General features: G+C 39.0%; 18 protein-coding genes, 6 tRNA genes and 1 pseudogene. 17 read left to right on the top strand and 8 right to left on the bottom strand.

The genetic code is table 11. The features are described from left to right. Positions 1 to 1,339 (top strand): annotated as a pseudogene (locus Aru01_RS18355) (DUF6160 family protein); the annotation flags it as partial. 63 nt (positions 1,340 to 1,402) lie between these two features. On the opposite strand, the gene Aru01_RS13660 reads toward Aru01_RS18355, so the two are convergent. Beyond that, on the bottom strand, positions 1,403 to 3,118 hold the full coding sequence (locus Aru01_RS13660; protein WP_016657292.1) for a proline--tRNA ligase: 1,716 nt from the start codon (positions 3,116 to 3,118) through the stop codon (positions 1,403 to 1,405). A 414-nt stretch (positions 3,119 to 3,532) separates the two neighbouring features. Here Aru01_RS13660 and Aru01_RS13655 point away from each other — a divergent pair, with 414 nt between their 5' ends. Continuing rightward, positions 3,533 to 3,922, top strand: a complete 390-nt coding sequence (locus Aru01_RS13655; protein ID WP_016657291.1) for a response regulator — start codon at positions 3,533 to 3,535, stop codon at positions 3,920 to 3,922. A 90-nt stretch (positions 3,923 to 4,012) separates the two neighbouring features. On the opposite strand, the gene dapE is transcribed toward Aru01_RS13655, so the two are convergent. The 3 genes from dapE to Aru01_RS13640 form a co-directional block, all read right to left on the bottom strand. Next, entirely contained in the window at positions 4,013 to 5,146 is a 1,134-nt protein-coding gene (gene dapE / locus Aru01_RS13650; protein WP_016657290.1) for a succinyl-diaminopimelate desuccinylase, read from the bottom strand. 155 nt (positions 5,147 to 5,301) lie between these two features. After that, entirely contained in the window at positions 5,302 to 5,442 is a 141-nt protein-coding gene (locus Aru01_RS13645) for an entericidin A/B family lipoprotein (RefSeq protein ID WP_016657289.1), read from the bottom strand. A 149-nt stretch (positions 5,443 to 5,591) separates the two neighbouring features. Further along, entirely contained in the window at positions 5,592 to 6,437 is an 846-nt protein-coding gene (locus Aru01_RS13640) for a DUF1853 family protein (RefSeq protein ID WP_016657288.1), read from the bottom strand. A gap of 210 nt (positions 6,438 to 6,647) precedes the next feature. Between Aru01_RS13640 and Aru01_RS13635 the strand changes: the two genes are divergently transcribed. From Aru01_RS13635 to Aru01_RS13605, 7 genes are all read left to right on the top strand, one after another. Further along, complete coding sequence (locus Aru01_RS13635; RefSeq protein WP_016657287.1) at positions 6,648 to 7,067, top strand: YbaN family protein; 420 nt, start codon at positions 6,648 to 6,650, stop codon at positions 7,065 to 7,067. Positions 7,068 to 7,243: 176 nt separating this feature from the next. Next, positions 7,244 to 7,319, top strand: a tRNA-Val gene (locus Aru01_RS13630). 25 nt (positions 7,320 to 7,344) lie between these two features. Further along, positions 7,345 to 7,421: transfer RNA gene (locus tag Aru01_RS13625), tRNA-Asp, on the top strand. Between the two features lie 48 nt (positions 7,422 to 7,469). After that, positions 7,470 to 7,546, top strand: a tRNA-Asp gene (locus Aru01_RS13620). A gap of 20 nt (positions 7,547 to 7,566) precedes the next feature. Continuing rightward, positions 7,567 to 7,642, top strand: a tRNA-Val gene (locus Aru01_RS13615). A gap of 46 nt (positions 7,643 to 7,688) precedes the next feature. Then, a tRNA-Asp gene (locus tag Aru01_RS13610) sits at positions 7,689 to 7,765 on the top strand. Positions 7,766 to 7,831: 66 nt separating this feature from the next. After that, positions 7,832 to 7,907 (top strand) — tRNA-Val (locus Aru01_RS13605). A gap of 155 nt (positions 7,908 to 8,062) precedes the next feature. Here the strand turns inward: Aru01_RS13605 and Aru01_RS13600 are convergent. The 4 genes from Aru01_RS13600 to yccS all read right to left on the bottom strand — a co-directional run bounded on the left by Aru01_RS13600 (position 8,063) and on the right by yccS (position 14,565). After that, positions 8,063 to 8,863, bottom strand: a complete 801-nt coding sequence (locus Aru01_RS13600; protein WP_040331393.1) for a YdcF family protein — start codon at positions 8,861 to 8,863, stop codon at positions 8,063 to 8,065. 137 nt (positions 8,864 to 9,000) lie between these two features. Beyond that, on the bottom strand, positions 9,001 to 11,541 hold the full coding sequence (locus tag Aru01_RS13595) for a PepSY domain-containing protein (protein WP_016657284.1): 2,541 nt from the start codon (positions 11,539 to 11,541) through the stop codon (positions 9,001 to 9,003). A 200-nt stretch (positions 11,542 to 11,741) separates the two neighbouring features. Continuing rightward, a complete protein-coding gene (locus tag Aru01_RS13590; protein WP_016657283.1) occupies positions 11,742 to 12,302 on the bottom strand; it encodes an SdpI family protein in 561 nt (186 codons plus the stop codon). 88 nt (positions 12,303 to 12,390) lie between these two features. Further along, positions 12,391 to 14,565, bottom strand: coding sequence for a YccS family putative transporter (yccS, locus tag Aru01_RS13585; RefSeq protein ID WP_040331373.1), 2,175 nt, complete (start codon positions 14,563 to 14,565; stop codon positions 12,391 to 12,393). An 859-nt stretch (positions 14,566 to 15,424) separates the two neighbouring features. Here yccS and Aru01_RS13580 point away from each other — a divergent pair. The 8 genes from Aru01_RS13580 to pgaB form a co-directional block, all read left to right on the top strand. Continuing rightward, positions 15,425 to 16,780: a DcaP family trimeric outer membrane transporter gene (locus tag Aru01_RS13580; protein WP_016657281.1), complete on the top strand. Its 1,356-nt coding sequence runs from the start codon at positions 15,425 to 15,427 to the stop codon at positions 16,778 to 16,780. Between the two features lie 721 nt (positions 16,781 to 17,501). Beyond that, positions 17,502 to 18,737 (top strand): sodium/glutamate symporter, encoded by a 1,236-nt coding sequence (gene gltS / locus Aru01_RS13575; protein ID WP_016657280.1) that lies wholly within the window; start codon positions 17,502 to 17,504, stop codon positions 18,735 to 18,737. Between the two features lie 198 nt (positions 18,738 to 18,935). Next, the gene (locus Aru01_RS13570; protein ID WP_016657279.1) at positions 18,936 to 19,886 is read left to right on the top strand and encodes a patatin-like phospholipase family protein; all 951 of its coding nucleotides are present in this window, start codon (positions 18,936 to 18,938) and stop codon (positions 19,884 to 19,886) included. A gap of 265 nt (positions 19,887 to 20,151) precedes the next feature. After that, positions 20,152 to 20,664, top strand: a complete 513-nt coding sequence (locus tag Aru01_RS13565) for an acyl-CoA thioesterase (RefSeq protein WP_016657278.1) — start codon at positions 20,152 to 20,154, stop codon at positions 20,662 to 20,664. Between the two features lie 184 nt (positions 20,665 to 20,848). Beyond that, positions 20,849 to 21,844, top strand: a complete 996-nt coding sequence (locus Aru01_RS13560) for a CobW family GTP-binding protein (RefSeq protein WP_016657277.1) — start codon at positions 20,849 to 20,851, stop codon at positions 21,842 to 21,844. Positions 21,845 to 21,947: 103 nt separating this feature from the next. After that, entirely contained in the window at positions 21,948 to 22,478 is a 531-nt protein-coding gene (locus tag Aru01_RS13555) for a YaeQ family protein (RefSeq protein WP_016657276.1), read from the top strand. Between the two features lie 76 nt (positions 22,479 to 22,554). Then, a complete protein-coding gene (locus tag Aru01_RS13550) occupies positions 22,555 to 22,896 on the top strand; it encodes an FKBP-type peptidyl-prolyl cis-trans isomerase (protein ID WP_016657275.1) in 342 nt (113 codons plus the stop codon). A 563-nt stretch (positions 22,897 to 23,459) separates the two neighbouring features. Then, on the top strand, positions 23,460 to 25,361 hold a 1,902-nt coding region (gene pgaB, locus Aru01_RS13545; protein ID WP_042111477.1), incomplete at its 3' end, for a poly-beta-1,6-N-acetyl-D-glucosamine N-deacetylase PgaB.

The following is a 25,361-nucleotide window of genomic DNA, read 5'->3' as shown; positions in this document are numbered from 1 at the left end:
GTATGCTTATGGTCTACGTTTTGAAAATATTACTTCGTTACGTACTCGTACCAATGTTGCAGGAAGTGAGCGTGGAGATTTAGCCTTAGGCCAAGAGCGTTCAGGCATAAGTATGGATGGTATTTATTTTAATCTCGTTGATAGTTCGATGATTAAGCTTCCTGAAAATACTGCTTTAAATAATATTTATTTGGGCACCAATAGTGGTCCAAAAGCTTCTAAACTTGTACAAGCTTCGGATTATCAACAAATCTTAGCCAATACAGCAGTGAATCCTTATAGCGCAGTACTCGCTTTACGTCAGGTTGATTTAATGGCGATGTCCAGACGCGGGCGCTTTATCGCAACACCTGATATTACAGCCAAAGATCAACTCCCTTCAACGGAACCCACCAAGTGGGGGTTAGGTATTCCGATTCATAATCTCAATGCCAACATTGCTGTATATGGTAAAACTTCAGATGGTATAAATGATTATATTGTTGCCAAAGACACCAATAATGTCCCTGTTGTAAATACCGTTAAAGGCTCAGAACGTCTTGGCTTTAGTGCTGCTGTGAGCACGCAAGGGGTGAATAACGATGGCTCTAAAACCACCTCTTTATTATTGATCGATGGCTCAGACAACAACAACTATGCCAATGGTATGGTGACACCGACAGATTATTACTTAGGTATTCGTAATATTAATATGCTCTTTAATGGTTACGGCAGTGTCGGTTTAGAAAATGGTCAGGTGAATGTGAGTATGCCTGATCTGCGTTTAGTGGTTGCTGCGCAATTGGCAGCAGGGTATCTGCCTGGTGCTAAGTATAGAAGCTGTCCAAGTGTAGGTGGTTGCTATGCTCCATCAGACAGTTTTACGCGTAACAACGATGTATTAGCAGGCATAAAGATTCGCCTTGCTGGTGGGATGAACTTTGCTTTGATCCCCCGCAGCAATGTGCCGAGTGGTAGTAATGGTCTTCCTGCCAGTCAACTCGGTTTTATCGGCATACTCAACTTAAATGCAAGTTCGAATATGAACAATGCAATACAGCTGGTTGATACGGATGGTTCAACGCTGGGCCTAGACAATCTGTCTGGTTCGATTGCTTTTGATAATAACCTTGCGCTGAGTAAAGACAGTATTCATGTAGGAACGAGTTTTGTGTTTAACCCGAAAAAAACACCTGATGCGGTGTTACGAGCGAAAGATATTAATTTGTACCCTGCAAATATAGTCAATGGCGCAACTACAGTGGGTAATCCACAGCGTTTAGGTGAATTCGCAATTACTGGTGGGCGTTTAGATACCCAAATGAGTATTACCCCTAGAGATACCCCATTTAAGTTTTAGATTGAATCGCGCATAAAAAAATCCCGCCGTGTATTTACAGAGCGGGATTTTTTAATGCAGAAATTACTTCGCTAAGACAGCGAGTAATTGTGCTTTATCAAGTTGAGTGGCTTCAGCATCACGACGGCCTTTATACTCAAACGTGCCAGCGTCTAAGCCTTTCTCACCGATGACAATACGGTGAGGAATACCCATTAACTCAAGGTCTGAGAATTTCACGCCTGGACGTTCATTACGGTCTTCAAGCAACACATCATAACCAGCAGCTTGTAATTCAGCATATAGCGCTTCAGCTGCTTCAAGTGTACGAGGTGACTTGTGTGCATTCATAGGTACAATCGCAACATCGAATGGCGCAATTGCAGCTGGCCAAATAATACCTTTGTCATCGAAGTTTTGTTCAATAGCTGCTGCAACCACACGCGTAACCCCAATGCCGTAGCACCCCATGGTTACGACACAAGGTTTACCATCTTCACCTAGAACTTTACAGCCCAAAGCTTCAGAGTATTTTTGGCCCAATTGGAAGATATGACCGACTTCAATACCACGTTTAATTTGCAGCACACCTTGACCATCAGGAGATGGGTCGCCATCTACGACGTTGCGTAGGTCGGCAACTTCTGTGTACTGAGCATCACGTTCCCAGTTGACACCCGTCGCATGTTGATCAGCTTGGTTGGCGCCAGCAACAAAGTCAGACAATACAGAAGCAGCACGGTCTACAATAACAGTAATGCCTTTTTCAACTAAACCTTGTGGGCCAATAAAGCCAGAAATTAAACCTGCTTCAGCCATTTGTGCTTCAGTTGCAAAGCTTAGTGGTGCAGCAATCTGTGGATGTTTCTCCGCTTTAATTTCGTTTAGTTCATGATCGCCACGAAGAAATAGTGCAACGATAGGGGTGTGACCTTTTTCATCAGTTACACCTTGAACCAGTAATGCTTTAACAGAGTTTTTAGCATCTGTATTTAAGAAAGCGCTCACTGCTGCAATGGTTTTTTGATCAGGTGTTGCAACAAGAGTTAACGCTTGGGTCGCAGCAGCACGTTCACCCACCAATAGAGCTTCAGCTTTTTCAACGTTAGCTGCGTAATCTGATTCACTTGAGAAAACGATATCGTCTTCACCACTTGAAGCCAATACATGAAACTCATGAGAACCTGAACCACCAATTGAGCCAGTATCTGCTTGCACAGGACGAAAATCTAAGCCGAGACGCGAAAAAATACGGCAATACGTGTCATACATGACATCATAGGTTTCTTGTAAAGATGCTTGGTCAATATGGAAAGAGTAGGCATCTTTCATTATAAATTCACGTGAACGCATCACACCAAAACGTGGACGAACTTCGTCACGGAATTTAGTTTGAATTTGATAGAAGTTGGCAGGCAATTGTTTGTAGCTTTTAAGCTCATTGCGCGCCATATCTGTAATCACTTCTTCATGGGTAGGGCCCAATACGAAGTTGTTATTATGACGGTCGTTAAAACGAAGTAATTCAGGACCATATTCAACATAACGGCCAGATTCTTCCCATAAGCTTGCTGGCTGTGTTACAGGCATAAGCACTTCAAGGGAACCGGCACGATCCAATTCTTCACGAATAATTGCTTCAACTTTATTTAACACACGTTTACCCGTCGGCAGCCAAGTGTATAGGCCTGAAGCCAACTTGCGGATCATACCCGCACGTAACATAAGCTGATGTGAAATAACCTCAGCGTCGCTTGGGGTTTCTCTTAACGTTGCAAATAAAAAGCGACTCGCGCGCATGGAATCTTTCCTAGTGAGTAACGATGATGTTAAAAATGAAATCGACCGTGCTGTATGCATTGCTTACAGCTGGCTGAATTTTAGTTCGACATTATTGCATGAATTTACACTTTGAGCCTAGAGCTGATAGACAAATCATCATGAGTCCATCAATGCAACTGCTCATAGGGGCTAACCAATAATTTGATAAATTTTGCATGTGGACAGTAAAGTCTGACTAGGAGGGGATTAAGCATACACAACATTTTTGTGTATTCAGTAAAATGCCAAGGCGTTATACTGTTCAAGTTATCAGTGAACCATGCTGAAATTTAGGTAATCAATTCGTTGGAATAGCTATTATTTTGTTTGATAAATACAAACAATTTAAATTTCCTAAAATAACTTAACCGCAGCATAAAAAGGTATGCATCCATGGCACGAATATTGATCGTTGAAGATTCACAAACTGAAATGTTTCGTTTTAGAGAGATCTTACTCAATCATGGTTATGATGTATTGGAAGCCAACAACGGTGCAGAAGGTGCTGCTGTAGCACAGGCCGAACTGCCCGATTTAATTTTAATGGATGTTGTGATGCCAGGCGTCAATGGTTTTCAAGCAACACGACATCTTTGTCGTACCGAGTCAACTCAAGATATTCCGATCGTGATGTTAAGTAGTAAAGATCAAGACACAGATCGCGCATGGGGAATGCGTCAGGGTGCAAAAGCCTATTTGATTAAACCCATCGAGGAAGCTGAGCTATTAAGTGTCATTGAACAATATTTACAGCAAGCTCCCAGTAATGAGACTGTAGATTAAAATACCAATGAACGATCACTGAAAAACTAAAATCACTGTAGAGCGCAAGTTATCTTCATAGGTTTAACTTGCGCTCTCTATGTTTGAAAACTAAGCCAGTAACTGAACTAAAATTTCTTCATAAATTTCAGCGAGTGGCTCTAAGTCATCGATATTAACGTGTTCATTCACTTGGTGGATCGTTGCATTAAGTACACCTAATTCAAGTACTTGTGCGCCAGTAGGTGCGATAAAGCGACCATCTGATGTACCGCCACTCGTCGATAACTCTGCTTCTACTCCATTGACTTGTTTAATGGCATGCTTTGCCGCATTCACCAGTTCACCGACTGGTGTTAAAAAAGGCAGGCCCGAAAAAGTCCATTGAATATCATAATCCAAGCCATGCGCATCTAAGATTGCAAGTACGCGTTGTTGTAAAATTTCTGCAGTCACTTCAGTTGAATAGCGGAAGTTAAATACAACATCTAGATGCCCAGGAACAATATTGGTCGCACCTGTGCCTGCATGAATATTAGAAATTTGGAACGTTGTTGCAGGGAAGTATTCGTTGCCTTGATCCCAAACCGTAGTGCTCAGCTCATGTAATGCTAAAGCAGCAAGGTGGATTGGATTGGCTGCTAAATGCGGATAAGCAACATGACCTTGTTTACCTTTGACTGTAAGGACAGCATTTAAAGAACCACGACGGCCATTTTTGATCACATCACCTAGTGTATTGGTGCTTGATGGTTCACCAACAAGACACCAAGTCATTTTCTCTTGACGTGCTTCTAAGGTTTCTACCACCTTGACTGTACCATTGATCGATGGACCTTCTTCGTCAGAGGTAATCAGGTAAGCAATAGAACCTTTATGGTTTGGGTGTTTTGCAACAAAACGCTCTGTAGCAACGACCATTGCTGCAAGTGCTGTTTTCATATCTGCACTGCCACGACCATAGAGTTTTCCATCGATGATTTCAGGCTGGAATGGATCTGTTTGCCATGCATCTAAATTTCCAGTCGGTACGACATCGGTATGGCCTGCAAAACAAAATACAGGTGCTTGAGTACCGCGTCTTGCCCACAGATTGTCGACATCATCGAAACGCATGTTTTCAATATTAAAACCTACTTTGGCAAGTCGGTCAGCCATGATGTTTTGGCAATTGTGATCAATAGGAGTAACAGAAGGCTGACGCAGTAGCTCTAGGCTTAAAGCGAGGGTTTCGGATGAATTCATGAGGAATAGATAATCTATAAAGCAACTTGCGGCTTATCATAAATGAAGATCTAAACGAATGAAAATTGAAAATAAGGATTAACAAAGTACAGTGCATAAAAAAGCCTGACACTTAGAGGATGATCAGGCTTTTTTATTAAATTAATTACTGGTTATTACATCTTGTTTTGAGTTTTCTCTGCTGTCTTAGTCACAGCACTACCCGCTGAAGAAACGTCTTTACCAACACCTTTTACTGTGTTGCAACCAGTTAAAACAAAAGCAAATACGATTGAAGCGGCTAGGATTTTTTTCATCATCTTCTCCAGATAGTTATTAATTCCGATGAATGCTTAGATCTTAAGACCACGCATTTCATTGAATGAAGTTTTAGTGCGTTGTTATTACATAATTGTATGTTAATTAAACACTAAATGGCATAGTGCTGTAAAGACTGATTTTTAATTTATTGAAGTAGAGGTGGGTTCGGACGGACTGGGTGTCTATACATATAGTGACAGTGGTTGTGGCGATGATAATATAGACCATCACACCACCATACTGCATCTATTTGATCTTGTTCATAATCTAGACATAACCATTGGCTACGAGCAACCCGAAAATAGTCTTGCGTATAGATGTGAGTACCCCAGTAGCCCAAACGTCGTGTGGGGTTAAGCCAGCTCGGTAAATCAGTTTGGTCATGTAGGTGAGGCAAGTAAAGTTGCCCTTTCATCACTGCAAATCGTTGAGTAATTGGGTGTCCAAGTGCTTCATTAAATTTAAATTGTTGACGAGCAAAGTGCCCAAGCTTACGGTACAGAGTATCTTGGCGATTTAAACCGTACCAATCACGTAGTTGAACATTATCCTCTGCCAAATAGTATTTTAGAGCCACTTCCCAATGTTCAATACGCTGTTTTTCTTGATTGAAAATTAAAAAATCAAGTTCACCTAAAGTGTTTTTACCTTCAATGATTTGCAGGCTGTGTGCAAGCAATTGATAGGGGTGGTAATCGCGATCTAATAACCAAAACCAAATTAAATATTCAAAACGTAAACCCAGTCGAGTACTTTTTAATTGATTGATAAACGTGAGTAGTAGAGCGGGGTTTTGATCAAGTTCAACAAGGCGTGGTAAATAATTTTGAAAATGTTGTTGCCAAATGGCATCACTGTGCCATGAAAAATGATGTGGTGTTTCTAGTTCTAGAGGTGTTTCTCGTAGCAAATTAGGGCTAGCAATGCAAAACGCCAGTTGACGAACAAGTGTGTGTTGAAACTGTAGCCAAGGCTCAAAATAAACGGACATATAAACTGCTCATTGGACTAGGGGAGTATCGATATTTCACAGGCATTATTTCCTATCGGTCTACTGAGGTGAAAATGCAATTGAATGACAAAGATTTTAATCGACACTCATTTTACGAATAACCACGATTGAAATTACCGCATGAGGTCATGCAGATGAGAAGCATTAAAACCCGATATACTATCGAACACCTTAATGTTGAGTTGTAACATGAAAATCTTGTTTTGGCGTAGTTTAGTTGTGCTATTTCTAATCTTAGGATTTATTGGCGCACTATTACCTGGTATGCCGACAACAGTTTTCTTGATTCTCGCGGCTTGGGCCGCTTCTAAGGGGTGGCCTCAAATGGATGCTTGGTTACTCAATCATCCCAAATATGGGCCAACCTTAAAAGCTTGGCGTGAACAGGGTACAGTTCCGCGTAAAGCCAAATGGTTGGCAAGTGTAATGATGCTCATTAGTGGAATCATTATGTTGTTCACAAATGCACCACTCTGGGTAAAGATTTTTACAGATGGCATCATGTTGATCGTAGCAATTTGGCTGTGGTTAAGACCTGAAGTTAAAAATAATCAATCGACTGTACAAAATAGCAGCATATTATCGAGTAAAAATACGGACTTAGACTAAATTTAAATTGTTAAAATATGCTGTGTTGAGTCAAAAAATATACAAAAAAAGCTTAAAAACACATAAATCACCTATTTTTTAATCGTTTGAATCTAAAAAGTTGAATTATAGGTTAAAAGCATTTGACACTCCCCAAAGATTCTCTATAATGCACCTCACAAACGATGAAGTCGTTGGGGCGCTTAGCTCAGTTGGTAGAGCGTCTGCCTTACAAGCAGAATGTCGGCGGTTCGATCCCGTCAGCGCCCACCAATCCTTCTCGTTAAAACCTTTAAGTGCAGCGGTAGTTCAGTTGGTTAGAATACCGGCCTGTCACGCCGGGGGTCGCGGGTTCGAGTCCCGTCCGCTGCGCCACTTAATATGTTTTAACACTCGTTTGCCACAATCGTGAATTGTGAAAGTGCAGCGGTAGTTCAGTTGGTTAGAATACCGGCCTGTCACGCCGGGGGTCGCGGGTTCGAGTCCCGTCCGCTGCGCCACTTTCTAGATACACCTTTGAGGGCGCTTAGCTCAGTTGGTAGAGCGTCTGCCTTACAAGCAGAATGTCGGCGGTTCGATCCCGTCAGCGCCCACCACAATTAGTGACCTTACTTATATCATTAATTTGATTAAGTACATGATGCAGCGGTAGTTCAGTTGGTTAGAATACCGGCCTGTCACGCCGGGGGTCGCGGGTTCGAGTCCCGTCCGCTGCGCCATTTTGTTGTAAGATCTCTCTTGACTCTTATCACAAGATAAAACAAAATAACCCTGTTATTTGATCAGGGCGCTTAGCTCAGTTGGTAGAGCGTCTGCCTTACAAGCAGAATGTCGGCGGTTCGATCCCGTCAGCGCCCACCATATCCCCCTCTCATAAATCCACAGTTTTTGAAAATCCAATCGATTATATATCGATTTTTTTGCGTTTATTTTTGTATATATTTGATTCGATGTATTTGTAATATGCCACGCCTTGCAAGATCGCTTTAGCTAGGCAGCGCTGCTGTGTTGTATGATCAATACTCATTTAGTATCCAGCCACTTAGATAGGCAAAGTATTCTCTTAACCAAGCGTTATAGCGGATCGATAAAGGGGTGGGGGCGCTGACAACATGGATATCTTGATAGCCTTGCTTGCGTGCAATTGCAGCAGCCCGTAACGTGTGAAAATCGCTAGTCACAATTGCAATGTTTGAACTGGGGCTGAGTTGATGTTGTTTTAAGATGGCTTGGCTATTTTTAAGATTAAGTTCGGTACTGGTGCTCTGCGCTTCAAGTGCAATGTGTTGTGCAGCAATGTGATGTTTGTGTTGTAGATAGTCGGACATCACTTCTGCCTCACTGTATTGTTTAGCATAACCAACACCTCCTGTGACAATGATCAATGCCTGAGGGTATTGTTGGTGTAACTGAGCAGCTTGATCTAATCGTGCAGCGAGTGCGGGTGTGGGTTGGTTGTTGATGATACCACTGCCCAAAACTAACATTGCTTTGATTTCTTTGTGAGGTTGAACGTGTTCAATATTTTTGGCTAAATAAAGAAAAAAGATTATTACACTGCATAGCCAGAGCATAAAGCCAGTTTTTGCATAACGATAAAGCCGAGCAATACTTTGATGATTTTTGAGTTTATATTGAATTTTTTGATCATATAAAACATAAATACAGAGTCCTATGCCAATCAAAATAGGAAGAATAATACCCAAATGAATTTTTCCATTCAGGATTAAGATCAGGCCATCTAAGAACAGCACTAAGCCAAGAGTAAAGACGATGCTACGTAAGAGTAGAGAAGCAGTGTGATGTATTTGGCTCATGGTTAGATTTGTAATGTCTTTGGCTGATCGGCACATGCAGGATAACACTTTAGGCTTTCCTTGCATGAAAAAACTGAGTCACAAGGACTCAGTTTTAATGTTTGATTTTTACGTGATGGCTTAAGCATCAGCCATAGTTAGTAGACATCTCGACGATAGGCATCATTTTGACGTAACTGTTCAAGTTTTTCTGCACCTAAAATATCAGCTAAAGCTTGATCTACATCACGTGCCATACTTTGTAGGCTACCGCAGACATAGAGCACAGCACCACGCTCAATCCATTCTTTGAGGCGATCCGATTGTTCACGCAGTAGATGGTGTACATAATATTTTTCAACTTGATCGCGTGAGAAGGCGACATCTAAGTGTTTTAATTTGCCAGTCTCTAGCCAATCTTCGAGTTTCTCTTGATAATAAAAATCACAGTGACGTTCACGTTCGCCAAAAATCAGCCAGTTTTCGTAAGCATGATCTTGTATGCGCTCATTGAGTAGGCTCATCAACCCTGCGATACCTGTACCATTTCCAATACAGATAATTGGACGTTGCCCTGTGATTAAATGGAAGCTTGGATTGCTGCGTAACTGTAGTTGTAAAGTATCGTTTATTGCGCAGTGTTCAGTTAACCAACCAGAACCAAGACCAAGCTGTTCATGTTGGTCATATTGTTGGCGTACAATCAGCTGTAAAGTGTGCTGTGAAGGAATGCTGGCAATAGAGTAGTCGCGTGAAGGTAATTGCGGTAGTTGAGCCAGTAGCTGTTCAAAATCGGTACTGTGCTTCACCTGAACAGTAAGATCACGATCACTTAGGCGTTGCTTTAAGTCCGTTAAATTTTCACTTAAATCTAAGTTGTGCTCAGTTAAAAAGGCTTGGATGCGTGCTGCACTATTTTGTGGTTGGAGCTCTGCAATATCACCAGCTTGCCAGTTTTGCGCAGTTTGGGCTTCAAGTTCAATATGATAGACCGCTGTACCTAAACTGTTTGGATTAAGATGTTGGCGATGGATAAGTTTCCAGTCACTCCAATGTTTCTTAATCTCAATGTGTTGTAGCTCAGTTGCAGTGATTTTACTGAGAGCTTGATTCCAGCGTTGTACATCGTCAGGATCTGCATTATTCACTTCAATGAGTGGGAACAGGGCAGTCGCAGCATTTTGTTCAAACCATGCATGAAGCTGTTGGCCAAATGCACAATAACTTTCAGCATATTCTTTAGAGCCTAATGCCAATACAGCAAACTTAACTGTGCTCAACTGCTGAGACGTTGACATGATATTTTTTACGAATGACTGTGCGGCATCAGGCGCTTCACCCGTACCATAGGTACTTGCAATGATTAAAACATTTTCTGCTGCTTGTATATCTTGTGCTTTAACATGTTGAATACTGCAAATATCAATTCTTTGTTTGCTTTGTTTTAAGCTATTTGCTGTTGCCCATGCCAATTGTTCGGCAACACCTGTTTGTGAAGCATATATAATCAACCAATTGCCAGCATGTTCATCAGTCTGAGTTGTTTGTAATGCATTTTTTGCAGCTAAAACCAATTTCTTTTGTTTACGACGTTTGAGATAAAGCATCAAACCTGTAATGAAGAAAAGTGGCATCAACAGTGCAGCAATCATAAATAAGAACTGTGCGATTGAGCCAAAGAAACTACCACGGTGTACAGGGAGCATGCTGCTCATAATTTTTTCGTTGAGCTTTTTATCTTGATAGAGCTCTACATTTTCAAGTTGATTGCTTTGGTAGTTGTAGTTTGCTTTGTTACGTGCACGTTCATGTTGTGGTGTTGCATCAACAAATGAAAGTTCAAGCATGCCATCTGCTTTTTTAGGTAAAGTAAATGAGACGCTCGAATATGGACGTTGAACTTGTGCATTAAATCCTGTCCAAGCTGTTGCTAATGCTGCTGCGGTTTGTTCCGCAGTTATTTTTTTCTGATCTTGTTTGTCTTTGGCTTTATCGTTATTTCGATTATTGGCGTTGACCTGTGCTGGTGGTGTGACATTAAGTACACGATACATGCCACTACGCCACCAATCATATGACCAAAATAGTCCAGTCATGGCCATCGTTAAATAAAATACAACCATCCAGGTCCCGACAACTGCATGTAAGTCCCAAATAAAATTACGACCTTTGAGTTGAGTTTTTACTGCAAACCATTGGCGTAAAGAGTGTTTTTTAGGCCAACGCAGATAGATACCACTGAGTACGAAGAAAATTAGGGTGAGTGTACTGGCGCCTGTAATTTGTTTACCGACATCGCCTAAAGTGAGGTAACGATGGATTCGTTGAATGAGCTGGAAAAACTCTTGGCCTTTAATCTCGGGCAGGATTTGAGCATTATACGGATTGATTAATACCGTTTTGCCACGACGAGCACCTTCTTTGACAATATTTATGCTTGAACTTGCATCTGCTGCCTGTGCAATATTAATACTGTTGATTTGCATTTCTGGTTGTTTTTCTTTGAAGTGCAAATAGATTTGTTCTGGCGTAAGTTTAGTATTTGATTCTACTTGAACAGTATAACTTTCTTGGTTAATCCATTTTAAAATATGTTGATCATACGAATAGATCGCACCAGTCACACCAATGATGGAAAGGATTAACCCGGCAGTAATCCCAAGAAACCAGTGGATTTGGAAAAATATTTTTTTGATCATACCGATTAAGATGGTGAGTGAAATTAATTGGCGAGATTATAACTGAAATTAATGTAGACAATAAGTATTATCATTATCATTTTTAATTGATCCGATGGCTTGCAGCGGCTCTGAATGAATTTAATATAAATGATGTCGTGAATAAAAAACACCCCACAACTCTATTTAAGTTATGGGGTGGGGGTATACGATCTATCGAATTAGATGTTTTTTGCACTACCTACAGTTTCATTGAGGTGTTTGCACAAAGTTTCAAAAGAGAAATTCTTACTATTCATTCGCTTAGGTAAAATATAAGCACCTTGTTGTTCTTTAACTTTAAAGTTAACTAACACGAAATCAGGTGTGTTGTACCACTCATAGATTTCTTTCCAAGAGACCGTACCACGACCTTCTTGTAGACCCATTTTTTGGATCATGGTAATACCATGTGGTTGAATGCCAAGTCGAATGCCTTTGATTTCTTGTACTGGGAATTCATTCATTTTGCGTTTGACATACCATTCAAGACCAAAGGTACGTCCTAATAAAAATATAGCCACACAGACAATTGCTACCCAGAAAATAATCGTTGAGTAGTTTTGAATGAAGATAAGACCAAGCACAGAAATAAGCAGAACAGCTGCACAAATAATCCAAATTTTCAGACTAATTTTATTGGTGCTGCGCCAAATCATCAGTTGAGCATTGCGTTGTTCAGCTTCAGATATTTCATAAGCGACAGGTTGTAAGGTGTAGGCGTAAATATTCTTAGCAGTCATAAGATCAACAATAAATATAAGTGAAGCTTAGTTAAGTTTAGCATTAATGCAGTGTATCCGTGGATAGATTTTAACACGTATATGCTGTTTATAATGGCGCAAATTCATCATTTTGTTCATTTACATCATGACTGAGATTCTGTTTTAGGTTGCTAAATTGCTGTAATACCGAAAACATCAATGATAGCTGCTGCAAAATGATTAAAGATTTACTCGGAGTAGATCCTTCCTGAGTTAGACGACTGCGTATATTCTTTAACATATTTTGTGTGGTTAAATTGGGTACCTCATCACGCAATAATGCACCTTGTATATCATCAAGTGCCTGTTGGAGGAGCTCTAAAATCTCTTGATCCTCAATTTTTTCTCGGTGTGCGCCCAAGGCGGCGATATAACTAATAAAAGTATGATTTAGACAGAGGAACTCAAATGCCAATTGTTTTTGTGTAGGATCAAAATCAGGTTCAGTAACTAAGGTTGAAATTAATGATGCAACCTCAGCATCTGTATTATGTGCTGCTCGGCGTACAATTCGATAATTAAGACTGTTATTCCGGCCTTCTTGGTACTGTGAAACCACTTCTGCTAAATATTGGCATTGAGCTTCAAGTGCTCGTCGAATGGTGCGTGGTAAACGTCTAAATTTCCAGTCAGGAAAAATAAAACTCACACCAAACCAAGCGAGAGCACAGCCAATTAATGTATCGGTAATCCTTGGTACCAATGCATCAAAGCCCATACCCCCTAAATTAAAATTAATCAGCGCCAGTATGGTCATAAAAGCAGTCGCCTGAGCATACTGTTTAGAACGCAGATCAAAGAAGAGCACGCCGCTTAAAATGAGCAGCAGTAATTGACCTTCGGTAGAGGGAATAAAATATAAAATGGCAAAACCTAAAATTACTCCCGCTAGCGTTCCCCAAATTCTCAGTCGTAAACGACGTTTAGTGGCGTTAAAGTTAGGTTGGCTTACAAATAATGCTGTGAGTAAAATCCAGTAACCATAATCAATTTGGGCAATCTGAATAAAACCATAACCGATGAGTAAAACGATAGAAACACGTATAGCATGACGAAAGAGTACTGACTCTGGTGTGAGGTTTTGTTTAATTCGAATGCGAATATCATCCCAACCTTTTAAATCATCATCACGCAGTTGTTGCTCGATATGCTTGTGCTTTTCAAGTTGAATATGACGTTCAGTTTCTAAGTTGCGTAACTGAACATCTATCGATTTAAGGTTTTGATATAACGCAGTAAGGGCATTGATCCAGATTTGATCGTATTCTTGGTTTTTTTGCATTTCTTCTAAAGAATGTCGAAGGTTTTTAAATGCATGTTCAAAACGAAGGTTATGCGTATACTGTTGACGATTTAAAATGCTTGCTGCAAGGTCTCGGCAAGCTTTGCCTTGTAGCGAAAGGATACGCTGAAAGCGAAATAAAATATCACTATGTTCAAAAATTTTGGCTAACTTTTGATAGTCGATATGGGCTGAGTCCGCACGTTCATGAATGTCTTGAGCAACAAAATAATAATGTAAACTGGTACGAGTATCGCGCTGTCCACGGTCACCCTTCAAGCGGGTGAGAAGAGCAGTCCGCATGTCGTTAAAAATACCAATTAAGCGACCGTTTTCTAGAGAAATACCGATTACGCTTTGCTGATAACTTTCAGCTGTCATGTCTACATCAAATAAGTTGGACTTTGCAAAGAGAAAATCACCTAAAGATGCATAACATTGAGATAACTTGTCCTGTACTTGGCGTACGGGAAATAATAAGAAGCTAATCGTGGCAATCAAACCATACCAAGCAGCACCTGCAACCAACAATAATGGTTGTTCATACCAAGTATCAAAAAGTTCGGTACCTAGCATGGTATATACTGAAACGACTAGGCAGCCATAAGAGATGGTTGCGTAACGTCGACCTAATGAACCCAATAAAATCAGGCCAATACATGAAATGATTAGACCAATGGCAAAGAAAAAAGGGTGTGGAAAGAGAAGTTGTACAGAAGCTGCTGTAACAAAGAAACCGATATAAGTATAAAACAAATTCAGGATACGCACAGAGAAGCGATCATCGATGTCACTTAAACCTGCCGCAACCACACCTAAGGTGAGTGGAATTGTTAAAATTTGCTGATCTAAATAGTAAGGAAGAAAAGCAGTACCTGCAAAAGCAATGATCATGCGTATGGCGTACATGAATGAGCTTTTATAGGTTACTTGTTTTAGTTTGGTCAGCCAGGTACTCAAGCTTTTATCCTTTTACTTCAATTTATTACAACGCAGAGCAGTGATTTTCACTTTCAAATACTTCTTACAGGACTTGATTGGCTTAATCTGAGGTCGATTAAGGTCAGGGCAACTTGCCTGATCTTGTCATGTGGAGAGCGGTATTTTAGCGTGGAATGATTAAAATTAAATGTCCTAAGTGCTCAGAATACTTTAAAAGCATAAGTGTGAATAGCAAACTCAGATGGTACTCAGTGCTTTTTGTTTAATTGAACAAAAATTCAACTCTTACTTATTTTATTTTTACACAAACATTTCATCAATGTAATTTAGAGGATAGAAAAATTGGCGAGTAGCACTTCGATCAGGCTTTTAAAATTTAGAATATAGAATGAAGAGAATAAAGTTATTATTAATTAAAACTAACTAATTGATTGTTTATAATTTAATCAATATGATCAAATAATGCTTGATTTTATTAAGTAAAGAAGTGTTTTTTTATGCTTTTGTATATCTCATTTTGGGTATATCTTTATACCTTAGTCGAGTGGGAGCATAGTGCTATATAAAACATAAGGATTTAACATATTGTTATTTATGATATAAATAATTACTTATCATAAAATGATGTTAAGTAGTTAGAAAATTTAGTGAAAATAGATTTTAAATTTCTAAATTAATTGTTAAATTAGCGCCATGCTAAATATATTTTGTTACTTGGTGATTGGTTAGTTTCTTTAAATATTAAGACGCATATAAGTAATGACATGGTTTCATGGAGCTATTGTTGATCTTTTAAAGGATGAACTGGGTTAAATGATCAACTGTTCTACATAATTAGACATAGATGGATGTCAATGAATAGGGTTTGGAGATATTAATGAGTCAATTTCAACGCCGTACGGCATTTTTGAAAAAGGCACTTGCAGTTACTGTTGCTGGATTGATGGTGACTTCGGTACATGCTGCATCTGATAAGGATGAAATCAAACAACTTCGTGAAGAAGTGCAAGCGCTAAAAGCTTTGATCCAACAGCAACAACAAGTTCAACAAAACCAACAAGTACAGATTGAGCAATCACGTCGTGCTGCTGTGGTTGTTGCAACACCTACACAAGTAACAGCGGTCGCTGCGCCTGTTGCAAGCTCAGCATCTCCATTAGCCTCATTGAAATCTAAAATGGGTGCCAATGTTAAACTTTATGGTTCTGTCCGCGCCGATGCCGAGTATCAATTCAAAGGTGGTGATGGCATGTTCAACCGAATTAATGCGGTTGAGCTAAATGGTGATTCTGAATTTAATAAAGATCGTTTTTATAGCACAGTAACTACTTCTCGTGTCGGTTTGGACTTTGTTGCACCAGTACAAGGTGCTGACGTAGGCGGTAAAATCGAACTTGATTTCCGTGGTGGTAGCAACAGCGACACAGTGCGTATTCGTCATGCTTACATGACTTATAACAATTGGTTAGTGGGTCAAACGACATCATCGTTCTTGTCTGGAGATACTCAACCAGAAATGTTGGACTTTAATGCTGCATTGGGTATAGGGACTTTCCGTACTCCAATGGTTCGTTATAGTGACAAGATCAATGCAACGACAAGCTATGCTGTAGGTCTAGAACAAGGGGATAACGCTAACCGTCTGCCAACAGCAACGGCTAAAGTATCGCATAAGTTCAACGGTGATCAGGGCTTAATCACTGCACGTGCATTGATTCAGGAAGCGCGTTTACGTACACCTAATGAAGTTAAAGATGCTAATGGTAAAGTGATTACTCCAGCAAACAAGAATAATGATCAAACTGAGTTTAGTTGGGGCGTAGCAGCTGGTGCTAAATATAAGTTTACTGATCAAATTTCAGTGACCGCTGATTATACTCACTTAAAAGGTGACAAAACTTACTTACTTTATGACAAAGACATGGCTTTTAACACAAGTAAGTCAGATCTAGAGTTAATTGATCAAGATGCAGTAAGTGTTGGCGCAACTTATCGTTTTAATCCACAGTGGCGTACAAACTTGGGCTATGGCGCAATTTTCTATGACAAACAAGCTAAGGGGCAAAACGACAAACTACAGCAAGGTTGGTTAAACGTGATGTATAACCCAATCCAGCCAGTCACTTTAGGTGCTGAATATGTTTATGGTGAGCGTAGTTTAACAACGTCAAATGATATTGATCGTGTAGGACGTGATAGCCGTATCGGTGTGATGGCTAAATACGATTTCTAATAAAATTTTGCTGTGAGCTACACGATGTAAAACAAGTGTAGTGACAGAGATTAAACCGAGTGATGTAAATCACTCGGTTTTTTTGTCATTGTTTGAGCGTTTTGCTGTTGTGAAGTAAATCCGAAAAGTTGTAATTCTTGTGAGTAAGCAAAGTAAAAGTAACATGTTATAAAATTTATTATTTTCGATAAATATAGTGAAATATCATGTTTTTCATCAAAAAAGTAGAGTAAAAAATACCCATAAATACAAAAAATTGTAACAATGTGAAGTAAAATGACAAAATTTCTGCATAATGTGTCCTTCAAAAATATTCCGTTCAAATATGGGTTTAGTTAGAATTAAGTTGCTTGATCATTCATCTTAATTTACCCCCAGATTCTTTGAACCCAATATCGATGAATAGGATGTGTAGTAGAAACTCCATATTTCCTCGAGAAGTCAGTTAAAAAGAGTTGAGTGTTTTTTAAGCTGTGATGTCAGCTAATTCAACTTTTATTATTAATCTACAGACATTTAATACAAATACTGATCTCCCCAACAAGCAAAACCTTTTTTGGGTCTAGCCGTTTTAGGAGATATGTGGTTTTACCAGGTCTTTTTGTTTGTATTGTTCCTATAACCTCTAGACAGGATTCACCACCTATTTTGAGCAGAAGGGAACTCGCCTTGCGTGGGTGTCCAAACAAGAAATATTGAATCAAAATTGATGGATTTGATCATGGATTTTAAATTTAACGCGTTTTACACGCTCATAGCGGCAGTTATCGTACTTTTACTTGGACGTTTTCTGGTTAACAAGATTGATTTTCTGCGTCGCTATAATATTCCTGAGCCAGTTGCGGGTGGTTTGGTTGCTGCATTTATTTCTTTGCTTGTTCATAACATCTGGGGATATAGCATATCAACAAGTGCCGAATTACAAACTAGTTTTATGCTGATCTTCTTTGCCTCTATTGGTTTAAGTGCTAACTTTGCCAAACTTAAAGAAGGCGGTATTGGTCTTGTTATTTTCCTTGGCTGTGTTTCTACGTTTATTGTCGTGCAAAACTCAGTGGGTATGGGCTTAGCATCATTACTTGGTTTAGATCCGTTAATTGGTTTAATTGCTGGTTCAATTACCTTAACTGGTGGTCACGGTACTGCTGGTGCGTGGGGTGAAATTCTTGAAACACAACATGGTATTCAAGGCGCTTTAGCACTGGGTATGGCTAGTGCGACTTTTGGTCTGATCATTGGTGGTATTATTGGCGGTCCATTGGCTAAGCTTTTAATTAATCGTTATAAGTTAGCTACAGAGACCAATGCTGGTGCACGTAATAATCAAGATGATAACCACGTTGCTAATGAGCAAGAGTTTGTTGCATTTGAAAATCCTCATCAAGTACGTTTAATTACTGCAGACAATGCAATTACTACTTTAGGTATGTTTGCTGCTTGTTTAGCCTTTGCAGAATTCATGACAGCATTTAGTAAAGGGACTTGGTTTGAATTACCAACCTTTGTTTGGACTTTAGCAGGTGGTGTAATTCTACGTAACGTCTTAGAAGGCGTATTTAAAGTTAACATTTTTGACCGTGCAATTGATGTATTTGGTAATGCATCACTTTCGCTATACCTTGCTATGGCTCTGCTTTCACTTAAATTATGGCAACTGGCAGACCTTGCAGGACCATTGGTTGTGATCTTGACTGCACAAACCTTAACTATGGGTTTATATGCAGCATTTGTGACATTCCGTGTAATGGGTAAAAACTATGATGCAGCAGTGCTTTCAGCGGGGCATTGTGGCTTTGGTATGGGGGCAACACCTACGGCTGTTGCAAACATGCAGGCCATTACTAATATGTATGGCCCATCACATAAAGCATTTTTGATTGTACCTTTGTGTGGTGCATTCTTTGTAGACTTGATTAATGCAACTGTGATTCAAATGATTTTGAAGTTTATTGTATAAGTTATAACGTGTTATAAGGTGCAGATAAGCACCTTATGTATGATTTAAAGCCTGATGTGAAACATCGGGCTTTTTTCATTTTATAGAGATCAACCGATCTATTTTATATGGGGAGTATGACGGTTTTAAGAAAGATAACAGTAATTAATTGTCAAATATGTTTAGATCGTTGACATGTTTATTTGATGTATTGATGCCATGCAGCGTTGTAAATCCTTTTGGTTATCTTTGGTGACAGTTTGGACTTTGGGCTTGAGTCATTCTGTTCTGGCAGAACAACTCACTACGAATCCTCCTCCTGTTAGTCTTCAGGAAGATTCACGTATTGCATTACTTAAAAAAAATACTGAAAAACCTGTGGTTGCTTTAGTGCTGGGGAGTGGTGGAGCACGAGGGTATGCGCATATAGGGGTGCTTGAGGCATTAGAACAGCAGGGGGTTAAACCTGACTTTATCGTAGGAACGAGTGCAGGAAGTATTGTCGGTGCATTGTATGCCAGTGGTAAAACAGCAGAGCAATTACATCAAATTGCTTTAGATCTACGTGTCAACGATGTACGCGATTTTAAAGTAGGTAAACAAGGTTTCTTTGATGGAAAGAAAGTCGAAGAATATATTAATAAACTCGTTGATGGGCAAAGTTTAGAAAGTCTAAAAATCCCGATGTATGTGGTAGCGACTCAATTGAAGAGTGGTGAAAAGGTGATTTTCAATCAGGGGAATACTGGTTTAGCTGTACGTGCCTCAGTCACCATACCGAGTATGTTTGCACCCACATTAATTGCGGGTAAAGAATATGTTGATGGGGGACTGGTGAGTCCTGTACCCGTAAATATTGCACGTGATTTAGGTGCTGATGTTGTTATTGCTGTAGACATACTGGCTCAGCCAAAATATACCGAAACTACCAATATGTGGGGTTTATTTAATCAAAATATTAATATCATGCAAAATACACTTGCTGCTGAAGAATTAAAAAATGCTGATGTCGTAATTCAACCTGATTTAAGAGAAAAACTTCATATATTTGATATGAAAGGTCGTGAAACAACTATGCATGCAGGTGAAATTGCAACTCAATTAAAAATGAAACAGATCAAGGTGGTTTTGCAGCGTAATGCCAATTTAAATGCATCACAAGAACAGTAATTCAGTCGAGATGATATTGGGTACTGAGCTTATTCATGAATGTCTCTATTTAAATTGGAATAGATGATCAATACCGATGAATTAAATTATCTATTTTTTAACCATAATCACACCATATAAAATAAATGAGCCTAATTGGTTCGCTAAATGCTAGTCAATCTCATTTAAATACAGATAAAGTATTTAAAGTATTATTTATTTCAATACTTTTATAATCGCTAACCGTATAATAGAGGCTTCGTAAATATATTTTGAGAGTTTTAGAATGCCACCACTGGATCCTATTGTTCCCATTGAAGATGATCAATCAGAATTAACCATGTCAGTACTGATGACCCCAGAAATGGCTAACTTTTCCGGAAATGTCCACGGGGGCACGATTTTAAAACTGTTAGATCAGGTCGCATACGCTTGTGCTAGCCGCTATTCAGGTTCTTATGTGGTGACTTTATCTGTGGATAAAGTAACTTTTAAAGAACCAATTCATGTGGGTGAGCTGGTTACATTCTTGGCAAGTGTTAACCATGTTGGTCGTACTTCAATGGAAATTGGCATTCGTGTTGAAGCGCAGAATATTCAAAAACGTACTGTACGTCATACTAATAGTTGTTACTTTACTATGGTTGCAGTCAATGATGATGGTAAGCCAAAACAAATTCCAGCATTAGTACTTGATACTGATTGGAAACGTTGTCGTTTTGATGCGGCTGAACAACGTAAATCTATCCGTTTAGCTGAGATTAATCATCAGTCTTGCCGTATTTATAAAGAAGACTAAAAACTGATTCGCTGTCATAAGTGGTCTGATCATATTATGATCTAGTATCTTTATAGGTTGCACAAACATCATTGTGCAGTAGAAACCCTTAGTTTGAACTGAGGGTTTTTTATTTATCAGTTGTCTCATGACTTACTTCTATTTTTAATAGTGTAAATTAAGTGGATTAAATAGGGTTATAGAATTGAAAATCATCAAGGCGGTCAAAACGCATATAATTTCAGGTTTTTTAGGTGCTGGTAAAACGACTTTATTACAGCATTTATTGAAGCAAAAGCCTGAAAATGAGCGCTGGGCAGTTTTAATGAATGAGTTTGGTCAAATTGGAGTAGATCAACGATTACTCCCTTCACAAGAGGGTTATGTGGTAAAAGAGTTGTTGGGAGGCTGTCTGTGCTGTACCAGTCAACTTCCGATGCAATTGGCATTGTCTCGATTGATTCAAGAGCAACAGCCTGATCGATTATTTATAGAACCAACTGGTCTAGGTCATCCATACCAATTATTAGAACAATTGTCTGAGCCGCATTGGCACGGCCATATAGATTTACGTGCATTGGTGATTTTAGTTGATGGCTCTCGTCTACATGATGCCTCGTGGACTGCACAGAATCTTTATCAAGAACAGTTACAAGCAGCGCAAATTGTCGTTATTTCACATTGTGATTTGATGCAAGATTCAGATAAGCAGGCTTTACAATCGCTTAAAGAACATTATTGGGGACGAGTAGATCATTGGATATTGGCAGAGCAAGGTAGACTTGCACTAGCACAACTTGATATTGGCCTACGTACGATGCAACGCCAATTAAAACCATTAATTCATCTGCAGAAACCCATTGCTCAAGGTGAGGAAAGTGTTGAAATAAAAGCACTGCCTTATCACTATATTCAACATAATGATCAGTATCAAATCGCAGGATGGCGTTTGCCAAAACATTGGTGTTTTGATTTTTATTTGTTATTAGACACCTTAACTGATTTAGATGGTTGGCTGAGGATTAAAGCTATATTTAATACCAACCAAGGATGGAAAAGTTTTAATTTTAATCCTGCGCAGTTTAATTATCAGACTCAGCCTGAAAACTTAGATAATCGTATTGAAATTATTAGTCAGACAACATTAGATTGGGGGCATATAGAAGCCTTACTGTTGGCTTGTCAAACAAAGCAAGATTGAAAACTTTATTAAGAAAAATCAGTGAAAAGCAAAGAGTGTTGATTTGATCATGCTTTCTGAAAAAAAATCTTATATGCTTAGCGCCAAATAGGAGTATCCCCACATGGCGTTAAAAGCAACGATTTACAAAGTCAATTTAAACATTGCCAATATGGATCAACACCAGTATCAGGATTATCAACTGACCATGGCTTTGCATCCATCTGAAACCATTGAACGTCTGATGGTGCGATTATTGGCTTTTGCCCGTTATGCCACTGAAGATTTACAGTTTACTCAAGACTTATTTGAGACAAGTGAACCTGCGCTATGGGAAAAAGATTTGACTGGGCAAATGATGCAATGGATTGAGGTGGGTTGTCCTGATGAGGATAAAGTGAAAAAAGCGAGCCCTCGTTGTCAGCAAGTTGCAGTCGTCAGTTATGGTGGTGCTGTAGATGAATGGTTTAAAAAATCTCCGAAGTTAAAGACATTATCTAATGTTACTGTATGGAAAATTGCAGAAAGTAGTACTCAAGCTGCTGCTGAATTATGTCAACGTACGATGCAGTTACAGCTAAATATTATGGATGGTGAGTGGGATCTTATTGCAGACCAAGGTCAAGCACATATTGAGTGGACGCAATTAAAATAATGCTGTCTAGACAAATATATGCTGAGCAAAAAAGTTATTGAGTTGAAAACTAATCGTAAATATAGAAGGGTGGCTTATGAGCGCAACTTTAGAAATTATTGAATTGAAAGAAGGTACTGGGAAAGAAGCAGTAAAAGGGGCTTTGATTACCACGCATTATACGGGTTGGTTAGAAGATGGTACTCAGTTTGATTCATCACTTGACCGTGGTCGTTATTTTGAATGTGTAATTGGTACTGGACGAGTGATTAAAGGTTGGGACCAAGGAATTATTGGAATGAAAGTGGGAGGTAAGCGTAAGCTGATCGTACCTGCACATTTGGCGTATGGTGAACGTAAAATGGGTAATGTCATTCCTGCAAACTCAAATTTAATTTTTGAAATTGAATTGTTTGATGTTAAAACTCGTGATGAGTAAGTTGAATTAAAAGGCCATGTGGTTTGTTGCAGACCACATGACATGACTGCATGCTTCATTTGTAATTTTTACTGTAAACATGCAGTTGAATTTTTTTCATCTTAGCACAGGGTGGGCAAGCGTCATTATCAGTTTAGATTTTAACGAATACTTTAAAATAATAAATGAATCAGCTAGATTCAAAATGATATTTTAACTAACTACTGAACATTCATATGCTTATTTATAGAAAATAGATTATTGATTAATAAGTTTTAATAATGAAGAGTAAAAAAATCCATACGAGCCTATTTAAAAAACAAATAATTAGAATAAAAGCTAAAATGAAATACTGTCATCAAAGTGCGTTTATTGTTTGAATAATTACATTATTAACTACTTAATTTAACATATCTCTCTTTGTAAAAAAAAATTCTGAGTCTTAATATCGTCACCTATTTGTTCCGAATAGACATTGTTTAAAAAACAATCATTAATTAGATCTTTAACTCTAATTAAATAGTGTGCTGACCTCTTTTTTATATAAGAGCAGTGATTAATAGTGGTGTACGAGTAAATAATTCATGCTGAATCGTTATGAGTTTTCTGTTCTAAAAATTGGGATGAGCTTGTGTTTAGCACTTGCAGCAACTTTTACTTTTGCTGAGGACATTCCAGAATCTGAGTTACCTCCCGTTGATTTAAGTACACTAACCGTTATTGGGTATCATGAAATTGTCTCGCAGAAGAATGCGATTATTCCCGATTATGCGGTGACAACAAAACAATTTGAACTACATTTAGATTGGTTGCAAAAAAATGGCTACCATTTTATTACTGTGGATCAATTGCTTAAAGCGAATGAGGGAAAATATCAGCTGCCCTTAAAGCCTGTTTTACTCACCGTAGATGATGGTTATCAATCATTTTATAAAGATGCCTATCCAATTATTAAGGCACGTAAAATTCCTGTGGTACTTTCTGTGGTCGGTTCATGGCTAGAACCCAAAGCAGGGACGATGGTGCAGTTTGGTGATGAACAGCTAGCACGCGATCGACTATTAAGCTGGAAAGAACTCAAGACTATGCAAGACAGTGGATTGGTTGAAATCGGTAGTCATAGTTATAATTTACATCGCGGTGTAACGGGTAATCCGCAAGGAAACTCTGAACCTGCTGCAATTACGCGAATCTTTGACAGTAAAAATAATCGTTATGAATCAGATGCAGATTATGTCAAAAGAATTAGCCAAGATTTGAAAAAGAATAATAGTGTTTTGACTGCACACGGTTTACGGTCACCACGTGTCATGGTTTGGCCTTATGGTCGGTACAATATGGAAACTGTCCGTATTGCTAAAAAACTGGGTATGCCTGTCGCCATTAGTTTAGACGATGGTCCAGATCATATTAAAAAGTCATTGGGACAGCTCAACCGTATTTTAGTTGAAGGTGATATGAGTACGGATAGTTTGGCCCAAGAAATTCAAAATCGACAAATGAATCTGGGGGATAACAATCGTCCTCAGAAGATTATGCATGTCGATCTCGATTATATTTATGATCCCGATCCAGTTCAACAAGAGCGTAATTTAGGTTTATTACTTGATCGCATTCGTGAGATGAATGTAAATACGGTTTATTTACAAACATTTTCAGATCCAGATGCAAATGGTTCTGCGGATATGGTGTATTTCCCCAACCGTTATATTCCAATGCGTGCAGATTTATTTAATCGTGTTGCATGGCAAGTGGCGACACGTACCCAAGTCACACGTATTTATGCTTGGATGCCATTGTTAGCTTGGGAGTTACCGAAGAGTAACCCTGTTGCAAAAGATTTAGTCGAGACCCAACCGAGTGGTAAGGGTGAACATTTAAATATGGGGTATATCCGTTTAAGCCCTTATTCAGCAGATGCACGCCAAGTGATCAAAGGTATTTATCAGGATTTGGCAAAATCTACACCATTTAATGGCATTCTCTTTCATGATGATGTGACTCTATCTGATTATGAGGATGCGAGTCCTGCCGCAATGCAATTTTATACTGAGCATGGTCTACCGAATGATCTAGAAAAGATTCGAAATGATGATGCCTTATTACAAAAATGGACCGCTTTAAAAACAGATACTTTGGATAATTTTGCTTTAGAACTTGCAGCCGATATACGTCAGTATCAGCCATTTTTGCTGACCGCAAGGAATCTATATGCACAAGTCGCCTTGTCTGCTTATGCTGAAAACTGGTATGCACAGTCACTGGAACAATCTCTTAAAAAATATGATTTTACTGCGATCATGGCCATGCCTTATATGGAGCAGGTCAGTGATTCAAATCAGTTTTACCAGCAGCTGATTCAGCGCGTTAAGCAATATCCTCAAGGGATGAAAAAAACTGTATTTGAGTTGCAAGCTGTAAATTGGCGCAATAATCAAAAGATCCCAACAGGAGAAATGGTAGATACTATTCATACTTTGTATCAA

The organism is Acinetobacter rudis, assembly GCF_000829675.1.
Taxonomy (GTDB): domain Bacteria; phylum Pseudomonadota; class Gammaproteobacteria; order Pseudomonadales; family Moraxellaceae; genus Acinetobacter; species Acinetobacter rudis.
This window is presented reverse-complemented; position numbering and strand designations above follow the sequence as displayed.